This window comes from Novosphingobium sp. EMRT-2 (assembly GCF_005145025.1).
In the GTDB taxonomy this organism is placed as follows: Bacteria; Pseudomonadota; Alphaproteobacteria; order Sphingomonadales; family Sphingomonadaceae; genus Novosphingobium.
Genome location: NZ_CP039695.1, coordinates 3,571,304 through 3,587,122, shown reverse-complemented (window position 1 = coordinate 3,587,122; position 15,819 = coordinate 3,571,304). Strand labels below are relative to the sequence as shown.

The 15,819-nt window shown below is 67.1% G+C and carries 15 protein-coding genes; 12 read left to right on the top strand and 3 right to left on the bottom strand.

What is annotated here, in order from left to right; translation table 11 throughout:
* Positions 1-118 precede the first annotated feature (118 nt).
* The 5 genes from FA702_RS17385 to FA702_RS17365 all read left to right on the top strand — a co-directional run bounded on the left by FA702_RS17385 (position 119) and on the right by FA702_RS17365 (position 4,070).
* Positions 119-1,087 (top strand): TraB/GumN family protein, encoded by a 969-nt coding sequence (locus FA702_RS17385; RefSeq protein WP_136957120.1) that lies wholly within the window; start codon positions 119-121, stop codon positions 1,085-1,087.
* Between the two features lie 5 nt (positions 1,088-1,092).
* Positions 1,093-2,001 (top strand): TraB/GumN family protein, encoded by a 909-nt coding sequence (locus FA702_RS17380; RefSeq protein WP_136957119.1) that lies wholly within the window; start codon positions 1,093-1,095, stop codon positions 1,999-2,001.
* A gap of 156 nt (positions 2,002-2,157) precedes the next feature.
* Entirely contained in the window at positions 2,158-2,766 is a 609-nt protein-coding gene (locus FA702_RS17375; RefSeq protein ID WP_124809600.1) for a 50S ribosomal protein L25/general stress protein Ctc, read from the top strand.
* Between the two features lie 178 nt (positions 2,767-2,944).
* Positions 2,945-3,514 carry an aminoacyl-tRNA hydrolase gene (pth, locus tag FA702_RS17370; RefSeq protein ID WP_136957118.1) on the top strand — a complete coding sequence of 190 codons (570 nt, stop codon included), beginning with the start codon at positions 2,945-2,947 and terminating at the stop codon, positions 3,512-3,514.
* 163 nt (positions 3,515-3,677) lie between these two features.
* Positions 3,678-4,070 carry a PEP-CTERM sorting domain-containing protein gene (locus tag FA702_RS17365; protein ID WP_136957117.1) on the top strand — a complete coding sequence of 131 codons (393 nt, stop codon included), beginning with the start codon at positions 3,678-3,680 and terminating at the stop codon, positions 4,068-4,070.
* A 30-nt stretch (positions 4,071-4,100) separates the two neighbouring features.
* Here the strand turns inward: FA702_RS17365 and FA702_RS17360 are convergent, their stop codons facing one another.
* Positions 4,101-5,609 (bottom strand): tetratricopeptide repeat protein, encoded by a 1,509-nt coding sequence (locus FA702_RS17360; protein WP_136957116.1) that lies wholly within the window; start codon positions 5,607-5,609, stop codon positions 4,101-4,103.
* A 133-nt stretch (positions 5,610-5,742) separates the two neighbouring features.
* On the opposite strand from FA702_RS17360, the gene ychF reads away from it, so the two are divergent.
* Entirely contained in the window at positions 5,743-6,843 is a 1,101-nt protein-coding gene (gene ychF / locus FA702_RS17355; RefSeq protein WP_136957115.1) for a redox-regulated ATPase YchF, read from the top strand.
* Positions 6,844-6,903: 60 nt separating this feature from the next.
* Entirely contained in the window at positions 6,904-7,368 is a 465-nt protein-coding gene (locus tag FA702_RS17350; RefSeq protein ID WP_136957114.1) for a MaoC family dehydratase, read from the top strand.
* Between the two features lie 25 nt (positions 7,369-7,393).
* Here FA702_RS17350 and FA702_RS17345 read toward each other — a convergent pair whose 3' ends face one another.
* Positions 7,394-7,906 carry a hypothetical protein gene (locus tag FA702_RS17345; protein ID WP_136957113.1) on the bottom strand — a complete coding sequence of 171 codons (513 nt, stop codon included), beginning with the start codon at positions 7,904-7,906 and terminating at the stop codon, positions 7,394-7,396.
* On the bottom strand, positions 7,906-9,744 hold the full coding sequence (gene mutL, locus FA702_RS17340; protein WP_136957112.1) for a DNA mismatch repair endonuclease MutL: 1,839 nt from the start codon (positions 9,742-9,744) through the stop codon (positions 7,906-7,908). The genes FA702_RS17345 and mutL overlap by 1 nt, the downstream gene beginning before the upstream one ends.
* A gap of 233 nt (positions 9,745-9,977) precedes the next feature.
* Between mutL and FA702_RS17335 the strand changes: the two genes are divergently transcribed.
* From FA702_RS17335 to rodA, 5 genes are all read left to right on the top strand, one after another.
* A complete protein-coding gene (locus tag FA702_RS17335; RefSeq protein WP_125956198.1) occupies positions 9,978-11,024 on the top strand; it encodes a rod shape-determining protein in 1,047 nt (348 codons plus the stop codon).
* 82 nt (positions 11,025-11,106) lie between these two features.
* Complete coding sequence (gene mreC / locus FA702_RS17330) at positions 11,107-12,015, top strand: rod shape-determining protein MreC (protein WP_124809591.1); 909 nt, start codon at positions 11,107-11,109, stop codon at positions 12,013-12,015.
* Positions 12,016-12,021: 6 nt separating this feature from the next.
* Positions 12,022-12,576, top strand: a complete 555-nt coding sequence (gene mreD, locus FA702_RS17325) for a rod shape-determining protein MreD (protein ID WP_136957111.1) — start codon at positions 12,022-12,024, stop codon at positions 12,574-12,576.
* Positions 12,577-12,599: 23 nt separating this feature from the next.
* Entirely contained in the window at positions 12,600-14,684 is a 2,085-nt protein-coding gene (gene mrdA, locus FA702_RS17320) for a penicillin-binding protein 2 (protein ID WP_136957501.1), read from the top strand.
* 11 nt (positions 14,685-14,695) lie between these two features.
* Entirely contained in the window at positions 14,696-15,811 is a 1,116-nt protein-coding gene (rodA, locus tag FA702_RS17315) for a rod shape-determining protein RodA (protein WP_136957110.1), read from the top strand.
* Positions 15,812-15,819: the final 8 nt, after the last annotated feature.

The following is a 15,819-nucleotide window of genomic DNA, read 5'->3' as shown; positions in this document are numbered from 1 at the left end:
TTGGCCGATGGAGGCCCGCAAATCAACTTTGCCGTGCGGCGGGCGGTGCGATTTTGCCGGGCGATTGCATCGCGGCAATAGTTCGTTCATCGCGCCGGGGTAGGCAGGAGCGATGTCGATGACCGCATTTTTCCGAACCGCGCCGCTCCGCCGGCTGACCAAACCGCTGGCCGCGCTGGCGCTGGCGGGCCTGTTCGCCGGGCCGGCGCTGGCCCGTGAACAGGCGGCGCCTGCCCCTGCCGCGCCCGTCGCCGCTGCGACGCCCGTCGCCGCGCCCGCTCCGAAGGTAGTCCATCCGGCGCTGTGGAAAGTGGCGGACGGCGATACCACGATCTACCTGTTCGGCACCGTCCACGTGCTCAAGCCCGGCTACGACTGGCTCAACGGCCCCCTGAAGCAGGCGCTCGACGGATCGGACGACCTGGTGACCGAAGTGCTAGATCCGGTGGGCGGCGAGGCGCAGGCGGCGCTACTTTCGCGCGCGACCCTGCCCGAAGGCCAGACGCTGCGCGGGTTGATGGACGCGCCCCAACGGACCGCCTTTGAAGCGCTGCTGGGCCGGGTGGGATTGCAGGCGCAAGCCTTCGATCGGTTCAAGCCATGGTACGCCGCCGTGGTGCTTTCCTCGCTGCCGATGATCAGCCAGGGTCTCAGCCCCAAGGACGGCGCCGAAGCCACTCTCAACGCCTATCCGGGTGGCAAGGCGCGGACGCGCGCGGGGTTGGAGACGATCGACTATCAGCTTGGCCTGTTCGATACCCTGCCGGCTGACGCGCAGCTTGCCTACTTGGGCAACGTGGTGCGCGATTACGACAAGATCGGGCCGGAGATCGACAGCCTGATCGCCGCCTGGGGCAAGGGCGATGCCGAGGCGCTGGCGACGATCATGAACGCCGACATGGACGATCCGCGCCTGACCGAAACGCTGCTGGTCGGCCGCAACCGCCACTGGGCGCAATGGATCAAGGCGCGGCTGGACAAGCCGGGCACGGTGTTCGTCGCCGTGGGCGCGGGGCATCTCGCCGGCAAGGGCAGCGTGCAGGATCAACTCGCCGCGCTCGGCCTCACCGCGCAACGGGTGCAATGAACCGAATGAAGACCGGGACCTGGAAGAAGGCCTGTGCGGGCATCGCGCTGGCGGCGGGGCTGCTGCTGGGCGCGTGCCGCAACGAGCCGCAGCCCCCTGCCCCGGCCACGGAATCGCATGTGGCGCTGTGGGAAGTGACCGGCCCCGGCGGCGCGCGGGGCTGGCTGTTCGGCACCGTTCACGCCCTGCCCGAAGGCACGCGCTGGACCCGCCCCGCGATCGCGCAGGCGCTGGGCGCGGCGGACCGACTTGTGTTCGAGATCGGCGAACCGCTCGACGCGAAGATCGCGGGCGAGGCGCTGGGCCGGCTGGCGTTCACCCAGGGGCTGCCGCCGCCGTCCGAACGGATCGACCCCGCCTATCGCGGCAAGCTGGCCGCCGTATACAAGGACCTGTCGCTGACCGACGCGCAGTTCCGCGATGAGGAATCGTGGGCCGTAGCGCTCCAGATCTCCGCCATTGCCGGGCAGAAGCACGGGATGGACCCGGACAACGGCGTGGAACCGGAACTGCGCCGGATGGCGAAGGGCAAGCTCGTCACGGGCCTGGAAACCATCGACAGCCAGTTCGGCATCTTCGACCGGCTGGGCGATCGCGAGCAGAAAGTGCTGCTGGAACAGGTGGCCGAGGAAGCATCGAGCGGCAAGGCGGACGAGCAGGACATCCTGGCTCTATGGCTGCGCGGCGACGATCTGGGCATCGCCAGGGAAAGCGAGACCGGCTTCCTCGCCGATCCGGGCCTTCACGAAGCGCTACTGGCCGCGCGCAACCGCAACTGGACCGGACAGATCGACGCCATGCTCAAAGCCGGCGCACATCCCTTCGTGGCGGTGGGCGCGGCCCACGTTTCGGGCTCCGATAGTCTGCCCCGGATGCTGGCCGAGCGCGGCTGGACAGTGCGGCGCGTGCAATAGTGCATGGGGCCAGGCCAGAAAGTCTGGCCAGAAAGCCCGGCAGCGCTTGCTTTTTCCGTCCGATCCGCTAAGGGCCGCCGCTTCCCCGGCATGGTCATCCCTGGAGGCGTGCGGGCGGAAACGTGTTCAACACAGCATTTTCGGAAGGTACAGACAATGAGCGAGACGCTTACGCTGTCGGCCGAGACGCGCGATCGGGCTGGCAAGGGAGCCTCCCGTGCACTGCGTCGCGAAGGCCGCACCCCCGCCGTGATCTATGGCGGCAACGAGGATCCGGCCGCGATCCACGTCGGGGAAAAGGAACTGGTCAAGGCGCTTGGCACCGGCCACTTCTTCAACTCGATCGTCGAACTCACCGTCGGCGGCAAGACCGTCCGCACGCTGCCCAAGGACGTAGCGTTCCACCCGGTTTCGGACCGTCCGCTGCATGCCGACTTCCTGCGCCTTTCGGCCGACCACGCCGTTCACGTGAACGTGCCGGTGGTCTTCGCCAACGAGGAAAAGTCGCCCGGCCTCAAGAAGGGCGGCGTCCTCAACGTGGTCCGTCACGAACTCGAACTGGTCTGCGCGCCGGATTCGATCCCCGATGACATCGTGGTCGACGTGACCGGCTTCGAAGTGGGCGATTCGATCCACATCAGCTCGGTAACGCTGCCGGCCGGCGTGAAGACGGCGATCACCGATCGCGATTTCACGATCGCCACGATCGTCGCGCCCTCCTCGCTCAAGAGCGAAGAAGGCGATACGACCAAGACCGAAGCCTGATCCTCAGGCAAGCGTTTCCGCCGCCCCCCTGTCAAGGAGGGATGGCGGAACCGGAAAGAAGCCCCCTTCCGCCCCGCGCGGGAGGGGTTCTTTTTTGCCTGGCGGTTGTTTTCACATGCCGTCTGGCCTGATGTGCCGAACGTTGTAAACGGGCGCAAAGCGAAGGAGCATCACCGCCATGCAAGTCTGGGTCGGGCTGGGCAATCCGGGGCCGCAATACGCGCTGCACCGCCACAATGTCGGCTTCATGGCGCTCGATACCATCGCCGAAGTGCACTCCTTCGGGCCGGTTCAGAAGAAGTTCCAGGGCTGGGTGCAGGAAGGCCGGATCGGCGGGGCGAAAGTGCTGCTGCTGAAGCCGGCGACCTTCATGAACGAAAGCGGCCGCGCGGCGGGCGAGGCCCTGCGCTTCTACAAGCTCGATACCGATGCGCTGACCGTGTTCCACGACGAGCTCGATCTCGCCCCGTTCAAGGTGAAGGTGAAGACCGGCGGAGGCACCGCCGGGCACAACGGCCTGCGCTCCATCGACAAGCATCTCGGCCCCGATTTCCGCCGGGTGCGGCTGGGCATCGGCCACCCCGGCCACAAGGACCGCGTGACCGGGTACGTTCTCGGCAATTTCGCGAAGGCGGAGCAGGACGATCTCGTCGACATGCTCGGCGCGATCGCTTCGGAAGCGGAATGGCTGGCCAAGGGCGAGGACGTGCGCTTCATGAACGACGTGGCGCTCCGGCAGGCGGGGTAATCTTTCCTAACGCGATTTAACCATCGGAACTGTCGGGCAAATTTACAGATCGGACCTTTCGCAACCTTCGTTAACCAGCATGCCCCGCAGGAATCCCCGTTTGGCACGGCAATTGCGAAGAATGGCGTGAACCATTCGTACCGCTTTCAAAGGGGGCCAAACCATGAAGCGTTCCACCGTCCTTCTCGCCGCGCTGGCGACCTCTGCTACGTTCGCCACACCGGCGCACGCGACGTTCGGCCTGTTCGGTCACACGCACTATTGCAATTGCGGCCACAGCGGCGGTTCCAAGTCGTGCGGCGGGTCGTCGTCGTCCTCGTCGACGTCGTCCACCAGCGGCGGCAGCACGTCGTCCGGCGGCAGCACCTCGACGTCCTCGACCTCGTCGGGCGGCAGCACCTCGACGTCTTCGACCTCCACTGGCGGCAGCACGTCCTCGGGCGGTGGCAGCACCTCGTCCGGCGGCACGGCGGTTCCCGAACCCGGCATGCTGGGCATGATGGCGATGGGCCTGATCGGCCTGGGCTTCGCGCGCCGCCAGCGCCGCAAGGCCTGATCGAATAACCGATTGCCAGGCCTGTTCCGGTCAGCCTGCCTTCGCGCGGGCCAGATCGTTCCGGAACAGGCGATTGGCCGGATCGGCCCGTAGCGCCTGTTCGAGATAGGTCACCGCCTTGTCGCGGTCCGTCCCGGCCCTGAACCGCACCAGCCCCGCCAAGTGGATCATGTCCGCGTTGGAGGGTTGCAAGGCCAGCGCCTTGTCCGCGAACCCGATCGCGTCCGCGTTGCGCCCGGCCTGCGAGGCCGCGAACGCCAGCCGCTTCAACACCTCCGCATCGGCTTGGTAGCCGGAAACTTGCTGGTAGGCGGCAATCGCCGCATCCCAGTCTCCCCGCGCCATCGCCGCTTGCCCGGTGGCAGCCAGTTGCTGCGTGCGGCGCAGGTCCCCGGATTGCAGGCGCGCCTTGAGCGTATCGGCCGCCGGATTGCCGGCCGCCCGCGCCGCCTTTTCCGCAAGCTCCAGTTCGCGCGGCCCGGCCATGGCGCTGTCCGCCAGCGGCTTGACCGTGGCATAGGCCGTCGCCGCATCACCGGTCGCCAGTTGGGCTTCCGCCAGCATCAGTCGTGCGAACGGATTTTGCGGGGAAAGCAGCAGGGCCTTGGCGTAGATCGCACGCGCCTGCTCGGCCCGCCCGAGGCGAAGCAGCGCTTCGGCATAGGCCAGCCCTTCCGGCGAGCGCGGCTCCAGGCTGCTTTCGCGCGGGGCGAGCGTGCTGCGCACTTTTTCCCAATCGCCCCTTTCGGCCGCGATCTGAATGCGCATCCGCAGCACGTCGCCACTTTCGGGCGCGACATCGTTGGCGCGCGCAACCAATGCTTCGGCCTCGTCCAGCTTGCCCTGCTGATCGGCCGCATCCGCCTGCGCGAGCAAAGGCTCGGGCCGCGTGGGATAAAGCGACTGCGCCCGCTTGTACGCGGCCAGAGCGCCGCCCCAACGGTTCGCCTGCGCATCGATATCGCCCGCCAGCATCAGCGTATCGAGCGCATCGGGGCTACGACGGCGCAGATCAGCCAGTTGCGCTTCGGCCCCCGCGATATCCTGCGAATCCAGCAGGAACCGGGCATAATCGCGCACCAGCCGTGCATCCCCGCCGGCGGCAAGGCCCTTGCGGTAGGCTTCGAGCGCGCCGGCCTCGTCCCTGTTCGCGAGCAGAGCCGAAGCCCGAATGCGCCACGCCTCGGGATGACCGTCGTTGGCCAGCAGTGAAAGCGCTTCGTTGGTCTGCCCGCGCAGCAAGGCAGCGTCCGCCTTCATCCGCGCGATCTCAGGCCCCTTGGCACCCGCCGCTTCGAGGCGCGCCAGCGTGGCCTGCGCGCCTTCGCCGTCGCCCAGGCGCAATTGCACCCGCGCCAGCAGATCGAGAATCCGGGCATCCTCGGGCGCGGCCGAAACCGCCTCGCCCAGTTCCTTGCGGGCCGTGCGATAGTCCTCCGCCTTGAAGGCGGCTTGCGCGCGGTCCAGATGCTGTTGCGGCGTTTCCGAACCGCAGGCGGCAAGGACAAGCAGGGCGGGCAGTATCAGCGCTTTCTTCATGCCCGCGTGATGACACGAACGCCTGAAATTTTGGTGAAACTGGCCAAACCGTCCCGCCCCCGCTATGGGCCGCGCGAAAGGCTTGGGCGCAAGAGCCGCGCGGGCCGCATCCAGATCACTTGTGGAGCATCAAATGGGTTTTCGTTGCGGGATCGTCGGTCTGCCAAACGTCGGCAAGTCGACGCTGTTCAACGCGCTGACCGAGACGCAGGCGGCGCAGGCGGCGAACTATCCGTTCTGCACGATCGAGCCGAACGTGGGCAACGTGGGCGTGCCCGATCCCCGGCTGGATGAACTGGCCAAGATCGCCGGAAGCCAGAAGATCATTCCCACACAACTGGGCTTCGTGGACATCGCCGGGCTGGTGCGCGGCGCGTCCAAGGGCGAAGGACTGGGCAACCAGTTCCTGGGCAACATCCGCGAGGTGGACGCCATCGTCCACGTGCTGCGCTGCTTCGAGAACGACGACATCCAGCATGTCGACAACAAGGTCGATCCGATCTCGGACGCCGATACCGTCGAGACCGAACTGATGCTGTCGGACCTCGAAAGCCTGGAAAAGCGCGTTCCCGCCGCGCAGAAGAAAGCGGCGCAGGGCGACAAGGAAGCGAAGCTCGTGGCCTCGGTGCTGGGCCAGGCGCTCGACCTGCTGAGCGAAGGCAAGCCCGCGCGCCTGACCAAGCCGAAGGACGAGGAAGAAGCCCGCGTGTTCCGGCAGGCGCAGTTGCTGACCGCCAAGCCGGTGCTCTACGTGTGCAACGTCGAGGAAAGCGCGGCGGCCGAAGGCAATGCTTTCTCGGCCCGCGTGTTCGAGAAGGCGAAGGCCGAAGGCGCGAACGCGGTGATCGTCTCCGCCGCGATCGAGGCCGAACTGGTCGGCATGGAGCAGGACGAACGGCTGGTGTTCCTGGAGGAAATGGGCCTGCACGAAACCGGCCTCGCCCGTGTGATCCGCGCCGGCTACGATCTGCTGCACCTCATCACCTTCTTCACCGTAGGCCCCAAGGAAGCGCGCGCCTGGACCGTCCATCAGGGCGCCAAGGCCCCCGACGCGGCGGGCGAGATCCACTCCGACATGCAGCGCGGCTTCATCCGCGCCGAAACCATCGCCTATGCCGACTATGTCGCGCTGGGCGGCGAGAACGGCGCCAAGGAAGCCGGCAAGCTGCGCCAGGAAGGCAAGGAATACGTGGTGCACGACGGCGACGTGATGCACTTCAAGTTCAACGTGTGAGGCTGCGCGCCGGTTAACCGATCGATTGACAGGACTGCCGGTGCGGGCGAAAGCGTGCCCATGCAATACTTCGAAGACCTCGAGCCTGGCACCGTCGACCGTTTCGGCCACTACCAGGTCACGCGCGAGGAAGTGATCGGCTTCGCCTCGCGCTATGATCCGCAGCCGTTCCATCTCGAAGACGAGGCGGCGGCGCAGACCCATTTCGGCCGCCTCTCGGCCAGTGGCTGGCACACTTGCGCCATGGTGATGGCGATGGTGGTGGAAAACCTGAAGGCGCGCCAGCAGGCGGGGCTGGGGTCGCCCGGCGTGGACGAGCTGCGCTGGCACAAGCCGGTCTATCCCGGCGACACGCTGCGCTGCGAAACCCAGTTGCTCGATAAGAAGCGCAGCCGCTCGCGCCCGGAAATGGGCAGCTTCCGATCCACCCTGCGCGTGTTCAACCAGAACGACGATCTGGTGATGAGCTTCACGTCGATCGGGTTGATCCGCGTGCGCGATCCGGAAACCGCATCGACCGACTAAGCGCCCACCGGAGCGGCCGATGTTGTTACATCGGCTTGCACTGCACGTTGCCCCGCGCCTTGTAAACCACGCGGTCGAACGGATCGGTCACCACCACTTGCCCGCTGAACAGATCGACGAGGCCGTTCTTCACCGCCTTGCCATCGTCGATGCGGGTCAGCGTGAGCGCATATTCCTTGCTCGAATAGCGCGACCAGGCGCCCTGCGGCAATTGCGTGCTGCCCTTATCGGACGCGAAGATCACGAGCTTGCCGTCGAGCTTCATCACCCCGCGTTCGCCCTGCGCCAACAGGATCGCGCCCATGCCGCCGCCATCGGCCACGAAGTTGCAACCGGTGCCGGTCAGCTTGCCGTCGCGGATGTCGAAGAACATGATCGGCTGCGGATCGATCGGCTTGACCGGCGGCTGCCCGTTGCGCTGAGCGGCTTCCACCTGGGCAACGGCCCGCGCATCCTCGGCCGCCTTTTCCGCCGGCGTCTGGCTGGAGCAGGCAGCCAGCAGAACGAGCACTGCCGCTCCGGCAACGATCCCGCGCATCACTTTCTCCCGAACAGTTTCTCGATATCGCCATGGGCAAGCTTCACCCACGTCGGCCGCCCATGATTGCACTGGCCGGAGCGCGGCGTCACTTCCATTTCGCGTAACAATGCGTTCATTTCGGCGACGGAAAGGGCACGCCCAGCGCGGACCGAGCCATGGCAGGCCATCGTCGCCAGCACGAGGTCGAGCCGTTCGCCCAGCAGCAGCGCATCTCCGTTCTGGGCCAGATCGTCGGCCACGTCGCGCACCAGCGCTTCGGGATTGCCCTTGGCGAGCGCCGCCGGCACCGCGCGGACCAGCACGGCACCTGGACCGAAGCGTTCGAGCGCGAGGCCATATTCGGCGAGCTTCGGCGCGGCTTCCTCCAGCCGGTCGCAATCGGTTTCCTCAAGCTCCACCACTTCCGGGATCAGCAGCGCCTGACTAGGAGCACTCCCCTCTCCCGCTCCGGCCGCGCGCAGGCGCTCCAGCACCAGCCGCTCGTGCGCGGCGTGCTGGTCCACGATCACGAGGCCGTCGGCCGCCTCCGCCACGATATAGGTGTTGGCCACCTGCCCGCGGGCCACACCCAGCGGGTGCTCTACCGGCTCCGGCACGGCATCCTCGGCAGCTTCGGCGCGGGCCACAGGCGGGGCCATCACCGCGGCCTCGTACCCGCGCCACGCCTGCCCTGCATCGCTGACCCGCGGTTCCGGCCGCCATGCCGGGGAGGCGAAGATGCTGCCTTGCCGTTCGGCCGGTGCGGGAAACAGCGGCCCCGGCCCTGGTGGCGCCCCCGGGAGCGCGGCAATCGGTTCAGCCTGCCAGGCACGCATCGCGGTTTCGGAAGGGGCCTGCGCGGAGCGCTGGTCCCCGCTTGCCAGCGCTGTGCGCAGGCCGGTCACGACCATCCCCCGCACCAGCGCGGGATCGCGAAAACGCACCTCGGTCTTTGCCGGGTGAACGTTCACGTCCACCTCGGTCGGCGGCACGGCGAGAAACAGCGCCAGCACCGCGTGCCGGTCGCGCGCCAGCATGTCGGCATAGGCGCCGCGCACCGCGCCAATCAGCAGCCGGTCCTTCACCGGGCGGCCGTTGACGAACAGGTACTGGTGGTCGGCCACGCCGCGGTTGTACGTCGGCAGGCCGGCCACGCCGGTCAGGTGGAAATCACCGCGCACCAGATCGACCGTCACCGCGTTGCCAGCCAGCTCGCGCGCGACGAGCTGCGCGACGCGCGCTTCGAGCGAATCGCCCGGCTGCACCTGCAGCGCGCGGCGACCGTCGTGCTCCAGCGTGAAGCCCACTTCCGGGCGTGCCATGGCCAGCCGGCGCACGACATCGAGCGAAGCCGCCCATTCCGCCCGTGCCGAGCGCAGGAACTTGCGCCGCGCCGGAATCTTGCCGAACAGGTCTTCCACCCGCACGCGCGTTCCGGGCGGCAGCGCGGCAGGGCCATCGGACACCAGCGCCCCATGATCGACCACGCGTTTCCACGCCTCGCCGGTCTCTCGCGCGCGGCTCTCGATGGTGACGCGCGCGACGCTGGCGATGGAAGGCAGCGCCTCTCCCCGGAAGCCCAGCGTTTCGACCAGTTCGATCGATTCGTCGGGCAGCTTGGACGTGGCGTGGCGCTCCAGCGCCAGCGCAATCTCGTCCGCGCGCATCCCGCAGCCATCGTCCGTCACCTCGATCAGCGAAAGCCCGCCCTCGCCCAGCCGGACATGGACTTGCGTGGCGCCCGCATCGATGGCGTTTTCGACCAGTTCCTTGAGCGCGCTGGCCGGCCGTTCCACCACTTCGCCAGCGGCGATGCGGTTGACCAGAGTATCGGGAAGGCGGCGGATCGTGGGCATCGTCAAAGCTTTGTTCAGGGCCGTGCCAGCGTCGGGATTCCGGCACGCCCAGACATTACTAGCGATGGACCCGCGCTTTTTCGAGCCAAGTGGAGAAGTTATCCCGCAAACGCAGCATAAACCTATGGGTTTTGCGCAAATCATGCGCTAATGAGCCGGGCTTCCCGGGCACTCATTTGGTTGGGGTTGGCGCGTGCCCGCGTTCCAACCCGCAGATTCATACGGATTTCCTGATGGCTTCGATGCTTTCCCGATTCTTCAAGTTCGGTTCCCAGAACATCGCGATCGACCTCGGAACGGCGAATACGCTGGTCTACGTACAGGATCGCGGGATCGTGCTGAACGAGCCTTCCGTCGTCGCGATCGAGACGATCAACGGCGTCAAGAAGGTGAAGGCCGTCGGCGATGACGCGAAGATGATGATGGGCAAGACGCCGGACAACATCGAGGCGATCCGTCCGATGCGCGATGGCGTGATCGCAGACATCGAAGTGGCCGAAGCCATGATCAAGCACTTCATCCAGAAGGTGCACGGCAAGAAGAGCCTGCTGCGCTATCCGGAAATCGTGATCTGCGTGCCTTCGGGCTCGACCTCGGTCGAACGCCGCGCGATTCGCGATGCCGCTTCGAACGCCGGCGCCAGCCAGGTGTTCCTGATCCTGGAACCGATGGCGGCCGCGATCGGCGCGGACATGCCAGTGACCGAGCCGGTCGGTTCGATGGTGGTCGATATCGGCGGCGGCACCACGGAAGTCGCCGTGCTGTCGCTGCGTGGCCTTGCCTATACGACCAGCGTGCGCGTGGGTGGCGACAAGATGGACGAAGCCATCGTCAGCTATGTCCGCCGCCACCACAACCTGTTGATCGGTGAAGCCACGGCCGAACGGATCAAGAAGGATTACGGCATCGCCACGATCCCGGCCGACGGCGTGGGCGAAACGATCCACATCAAGGGCCGCGATCTCGTCAACGGTGTGCCCAAGGAAATCACGATCACCCAGGCCAACGTGGCCGAAGCGCTGTCCGAACCGATTGGCGCGATCGTCGAAGGCGTGCGCATCGCGCTGGAAAACACCGCGCCGGAACTCGCAGCGGACATCGTCGATCAGGGCATCGTACTGACCGGCGGCGGCGCGCTGATCCGCGGGCTGGACGAGCATCTGCGCGAGGAAACCGGCCTGCCGGTGAGCGTCGCCGAAGACCCGCTGTCCTGCGTGGCGCTGGGCACCGGTCGCGCGATGGAAGATCCGATCTATCGCGGCGTGCTGATGACCGCGTAATGGCAGGTTCATCCCGTTGCTGCATGGAAGCAAGCCGGCACCGGCCGGCGGACAGCGGCGGGAACGGTAGGGAATAACGGACATGGCGCGGTCACAGGACCGGCGCCCGGGCTTTTCGCGCAGGGCGCAGTACGGGATCTTCACAGGCTACGTCGTCGCCATTCTTGGCGTCGTGGTCGGCGCCGTGCTGCTCATCGTATCGTTGTTCAACCCCGAGGCGTTTGCCTTTGCGCGATCAGGCGCGAGCGAGATAGCGCGGCCGATCGGGCAGGCTAGCGCCGAATCCCGCGCCACCGGCCAGGGCGTGTTTGCCGCCGTCGGTGCCTATTTCAACGCCGGAAGGCAGAACGCCGCGCTGCGGCGCGAGGTGGAAGCCGCGCGCGCCGACGCGGTGACTATGCGCGCGGTGCAAACCGAAAACGCGCGTCTGAAAGCGCTGCTCGGCATCGTCGATCCCCAGGTGCGGCCGATTGCCGCCGGCCGCCTTATCGGCTCCACCGCGGCCAGCGCACGGCGCTTCGCCGTGCTGTCGATCGGCTCCTCGACCGGGCTGCGCCCCGGGATGCCCGTGCGATCTTCCACCGGACTGATCGGCCGGATTGTCGAAACCGGGCGCGATACGGCGCGCGTTCTGCTCGTGACAGACCCGGACAACGTCGTGCCCGTGCGCCGCGCCACCGATGGCCTGCCGGCTTTCGTGCAGGGGGCCGCCAACGGCCGGATCGAAATCCGCCTGATCAATTCGGGCGTAAACCCCGTCCACAAGGGCGACGTTTTCGTGACCTCCGGATCGGGCGGCCTCTATCCGCCCAACATTCCGGTCGCGATCGCCACCGATCCGCATCATGACGGCGCCGTCGGCCACCTGGCCAGCGATCCCGCGGACGTGGACTACGTGCTGGTGTTCCCAAGCTTTCAACCGGCGGCCCAGGCCGCGCTGAGCGAAAGCGAGAAAGCGGCCGGCCCGCCGCGCGATCCGGGCGACCAGTAAGCCGGAATGATGCTGCCCCGCTTTCCCGCCCGCGCCGAGGACATCGTTCGCAACCGCATCAACCGCGCGCCATCGCCGGTTCTTGCGCTGGGCATTCCGTGGGCATCGATCATCCTGGCCTCGATGGCGACCTTTTCGCCTGTGATCGCTTCCGCGCCCCTGCTCCCGCCGTTCTCCTACATGATGCTGCTGGCCTGGCGCATGCTGCGGCCCGGCATGTTGCCGGTGTGGGTCGGCCTGCCGCTGGGCGCCATCGACGATCTGTTCAGCGGACAGCCGTTCGGCAGCGCGATAATCCTGTGGTCGCTGACCATGCTGGCGATGGAAGTGATCGACGAACGGTTCCTCTGGCGGGGCTTCCTGCAGGACTGGCTCGCGGGCAGCGCGCTGCTGGCCGGCTATCTGTTTCTTGCCGCCAGTTTCGCGGGCTTCGCCGCCGGCTATCCGCTGCCGCTTTCGATCGGCCCGCAATTGCTGCTGAGCGTGTTCCTGTTCCCCGTCGTTACCCGGTTCGTCGCCCTGCTTGACCGCGTGCGCCTGCTGCCGCTGCGGAGAATCTGAGCGTGGCGCGACAGCAACTGCCGATGAGCTCGGCCCGGCTGACTGACACCTTCAACCGCCGCACCTTCGTGCTGGGATCCGCCATGGGCGGCATCGGCATGCTGCTGGCCGTGCGGCTCGGCTACCTCTCGATCATGCAGAACGAGAAGTACAAGGCGGCGTCGGAGAGCAACCGCGTCAACCTGACGCTGATTCCGCCGCGGCGCGGCTGGATTCTCGATCGCAACGGCGCGGCGCTGGCATCGAACCGCGCCGACTTCCGCGTCGACCTGATTCCCGACCGGGTCGTGGACGCGGACAAGACGCTGGCCACGCTCGCCTCGCTGCTCGACCTTTCGCCCGACAAGGTGGGCGACATCCACGACAAGCTGGACAAATCGCGCGGGTTCCAGCCGGTCGAAGTCGCCGCCAATCTCAACTGGGACAAATTCGCCGCCGTCAGCGTGCGCCTGCCCGAACTGCCGGGCGTGGTGCCGCAGCGCGGCTATTCGCGCTTCTACCCCACGGGCGCGACCGTGGGGCACCTGGTCGGCTATGTCGGCCCGGCTTCGGCCGAGGACTACGAACGCGAACGCAATCCGCTGCTGATCACGCCGGGCTTCAAGATCGGCAAGGACGCGCTGGAAAAGTATTTCGAGACGCGCCTGCGCGGCGTGCCGGGCGCGCGGCGGGTGGAAGCGACCGCCAGCGGGCGCGTGGTGCGCGATCTGGGCACGCGCGAGGACGTGCCGGGCAAGCCGATCCAGCTCACTATCAACGGCCCGTTGCAGGACTATGCCTCGCGCCGCATCGGTCTGGAATCCGGGTCGGTCGTGGTGATCGACTGCCTGACCGGCGATGTGCTGGCCATGGCCTCGATGCCCAGCTTCGATCCCAACAGCTTCTCCGACGGCATCGGGCGCATCGAATGGAAGATGCTATCGGACGACGACCATGTGCCCTTGCGCAACAAGGTTCTGCGCGGGCTTTATCCGCCGGGCTCGACCGTGAAGCCGATGGTCGCGCTGTCGTTCCTCGAAGCGGGGCTCGATCCCAATGCCTCGGTCAACTGCGCCGGTGGCCTGCGCGTGGGCAACCGCGTGTTCCACTGCTGGAACCACCGGGGCCACGGCGCTACCAACATGGCCAAGGGCATCTACCAGTCGTGCGACGTGTATTTCTATCACTTCGCGCAACAGATGGGCATGGACGTGATCGCGGCGATGGCGAAGCGGCTGGGGCTGGGGCAGGAATTTCCGCTGCCCGTCGCCGGGCAATCCTATGGCACGGTGCCCGATCCCGCGTGGAAGCTGCGCAAGTACAAGCAGCCCTGGGCGATCTATGACACGGTGAACGCCACCATCGGGCAGGGGTACATGCTGGTGAACCCGCTGCAGCAGGCGGTCATGGCCTCGCGCATCGCCTCCGGCCTCGAACTCATGCCGCGCCTGCTGCTCGACCGGCACGCGCCTCAACCCAAGTCCATGGGCTTCAAGCAGGAACACCTCGATTACATCCACGCGGCGATGAACGAAGTCGTCAACGGGCGTGGCACCGCCGGCAAGGCGCGCCTGCCCATTCCCAACGTGCAGATGGCGGGCAAGACCGGCACGGCACAAGTCGTCGGCCTCAACATCGGCAACGGCAAGGGCGGGCTGTGGAAGCACCGTGACCACGGCCATTTCATCTGCTTCGCCCCGTTCGACAAGCCGCGCTATGCCTGCGCCGTCGCCATAGAGCACGGCGGCGGATCGGGCGCGGCCTATCCCATCGCGCGCGACGTGATGACGTTCCTGTTCGATCCGGGCAAGGCGCTGGAAGTGCTCGAAGGCTTCGAAAAGCAGTGGGGCGGCAACGTGCAACAGCGCATGGCGGCCCGGTACGACGCCTATGCCGCGCAATACGGCGCTTCCGCGCCCAAGGCGGCGGACGACGCGCAAGTGGCGCAGGAAGTCGCGGCCGAAAACAAGCCGGTGCCCGAACCGACCGCCGCGCAGACCGACGCCGCGCCGCCTCCGCCCGAGCCGACGACGCCCGAACCGGGCACGCCGGCGCCGGGCGCATCGCCGCGGCCTGCACCGGGCACCGCTCCGGCACCCGCCACTCCCGCCACGTCCGGCGCGCAATAGAGGCCCCGCCGATGCCCCGCGCCTATGTTCCCGCCGCCATCGCCCGCCAGCCCTGGCGCGTGCTGCTGCCGCTGGCGATGCTGGTCGTGTTCGGCGGCTTCGTGCTCTATTCGGCGGCAGGTGGGCATCTCCAGCCCTGGGCACTGACCCACGTGCTGCGCTTCTGCGTGTTCCTGGCGCTCGCCATGCTGATCGCGCGGGTGCCGCAGGACTGGTTCAAACGCGCCGCCTTGCCGATCTATGCCGGCCTGTGCGTGCTGCTGGTGCTGGTGGAACTGATCGGCGGGATCGGCGGCGGCAGCCAGCGCTGGCTGAATCTGGGCTTCATGACGCTCCAGCCGTCGGAACTGATGAAACCGGGTATCGTGCTGGTGCTGGCCTGGTTCTACAGCGTGCTGCCGGTGGGCGAAACGCGCGGCTGGCGCGCGGTGGCGCCGGCGGCGGTGCTGCTGGGCATCCCGGCCGGCCTCGTCATGCTCCAGCCGGACCTGGGCACCGGGCTGGCGATCAGCTTCGGCGCGGTCGTCACCATGTTTCTTGCCGGCCTGCCGCTGCGCCTGTTCCTGGGCGGCGTTGGCGCCGGGCTGATCGTGGCCCCGCTGGCGTTCTTCACGCTGCTGCACGATTACCAGCGCAAGCGCGTGCTGGTGTTCATGGACCCGGAAAACGATCCGCTGGGATCGGGCTACCACATCACCCAGTCGAAGATCGCGATCGGATCGGGCGGCCTGTTCGGCAAGGGCTTCGGCCACGGTTCGCAAAGCCACCTCGATTACCTGCCCGAAGCGCAGACCGACTTCGTCTTCGCGACCATGGCCGAGGAATGGGGCATGATGGGCGGCCTGTTCGTGCTGGCGATCTTCGCCGTGGTGCTGCGCTGGGGCCTGAAAGTGGCGATGAACGCACCCGACCGCTTCTCGCGCCTGCTGGCGGCGGGAATGACCACCACGATCTTCTTCTATGCCTGCATCAACCTGATGATGGTGATGGGCCTCGCACCCGTGGTGGGCATCCCCCTGCCCTTCATGAGCCACGGCGGATCATCGATGATGACCAACATGATCTGCATCGGCACGATCATGGCAGTGGACCGCTGGAGCCGCCGGGGCGGAAGCGGGTTCGCCTGAAGAAGCAC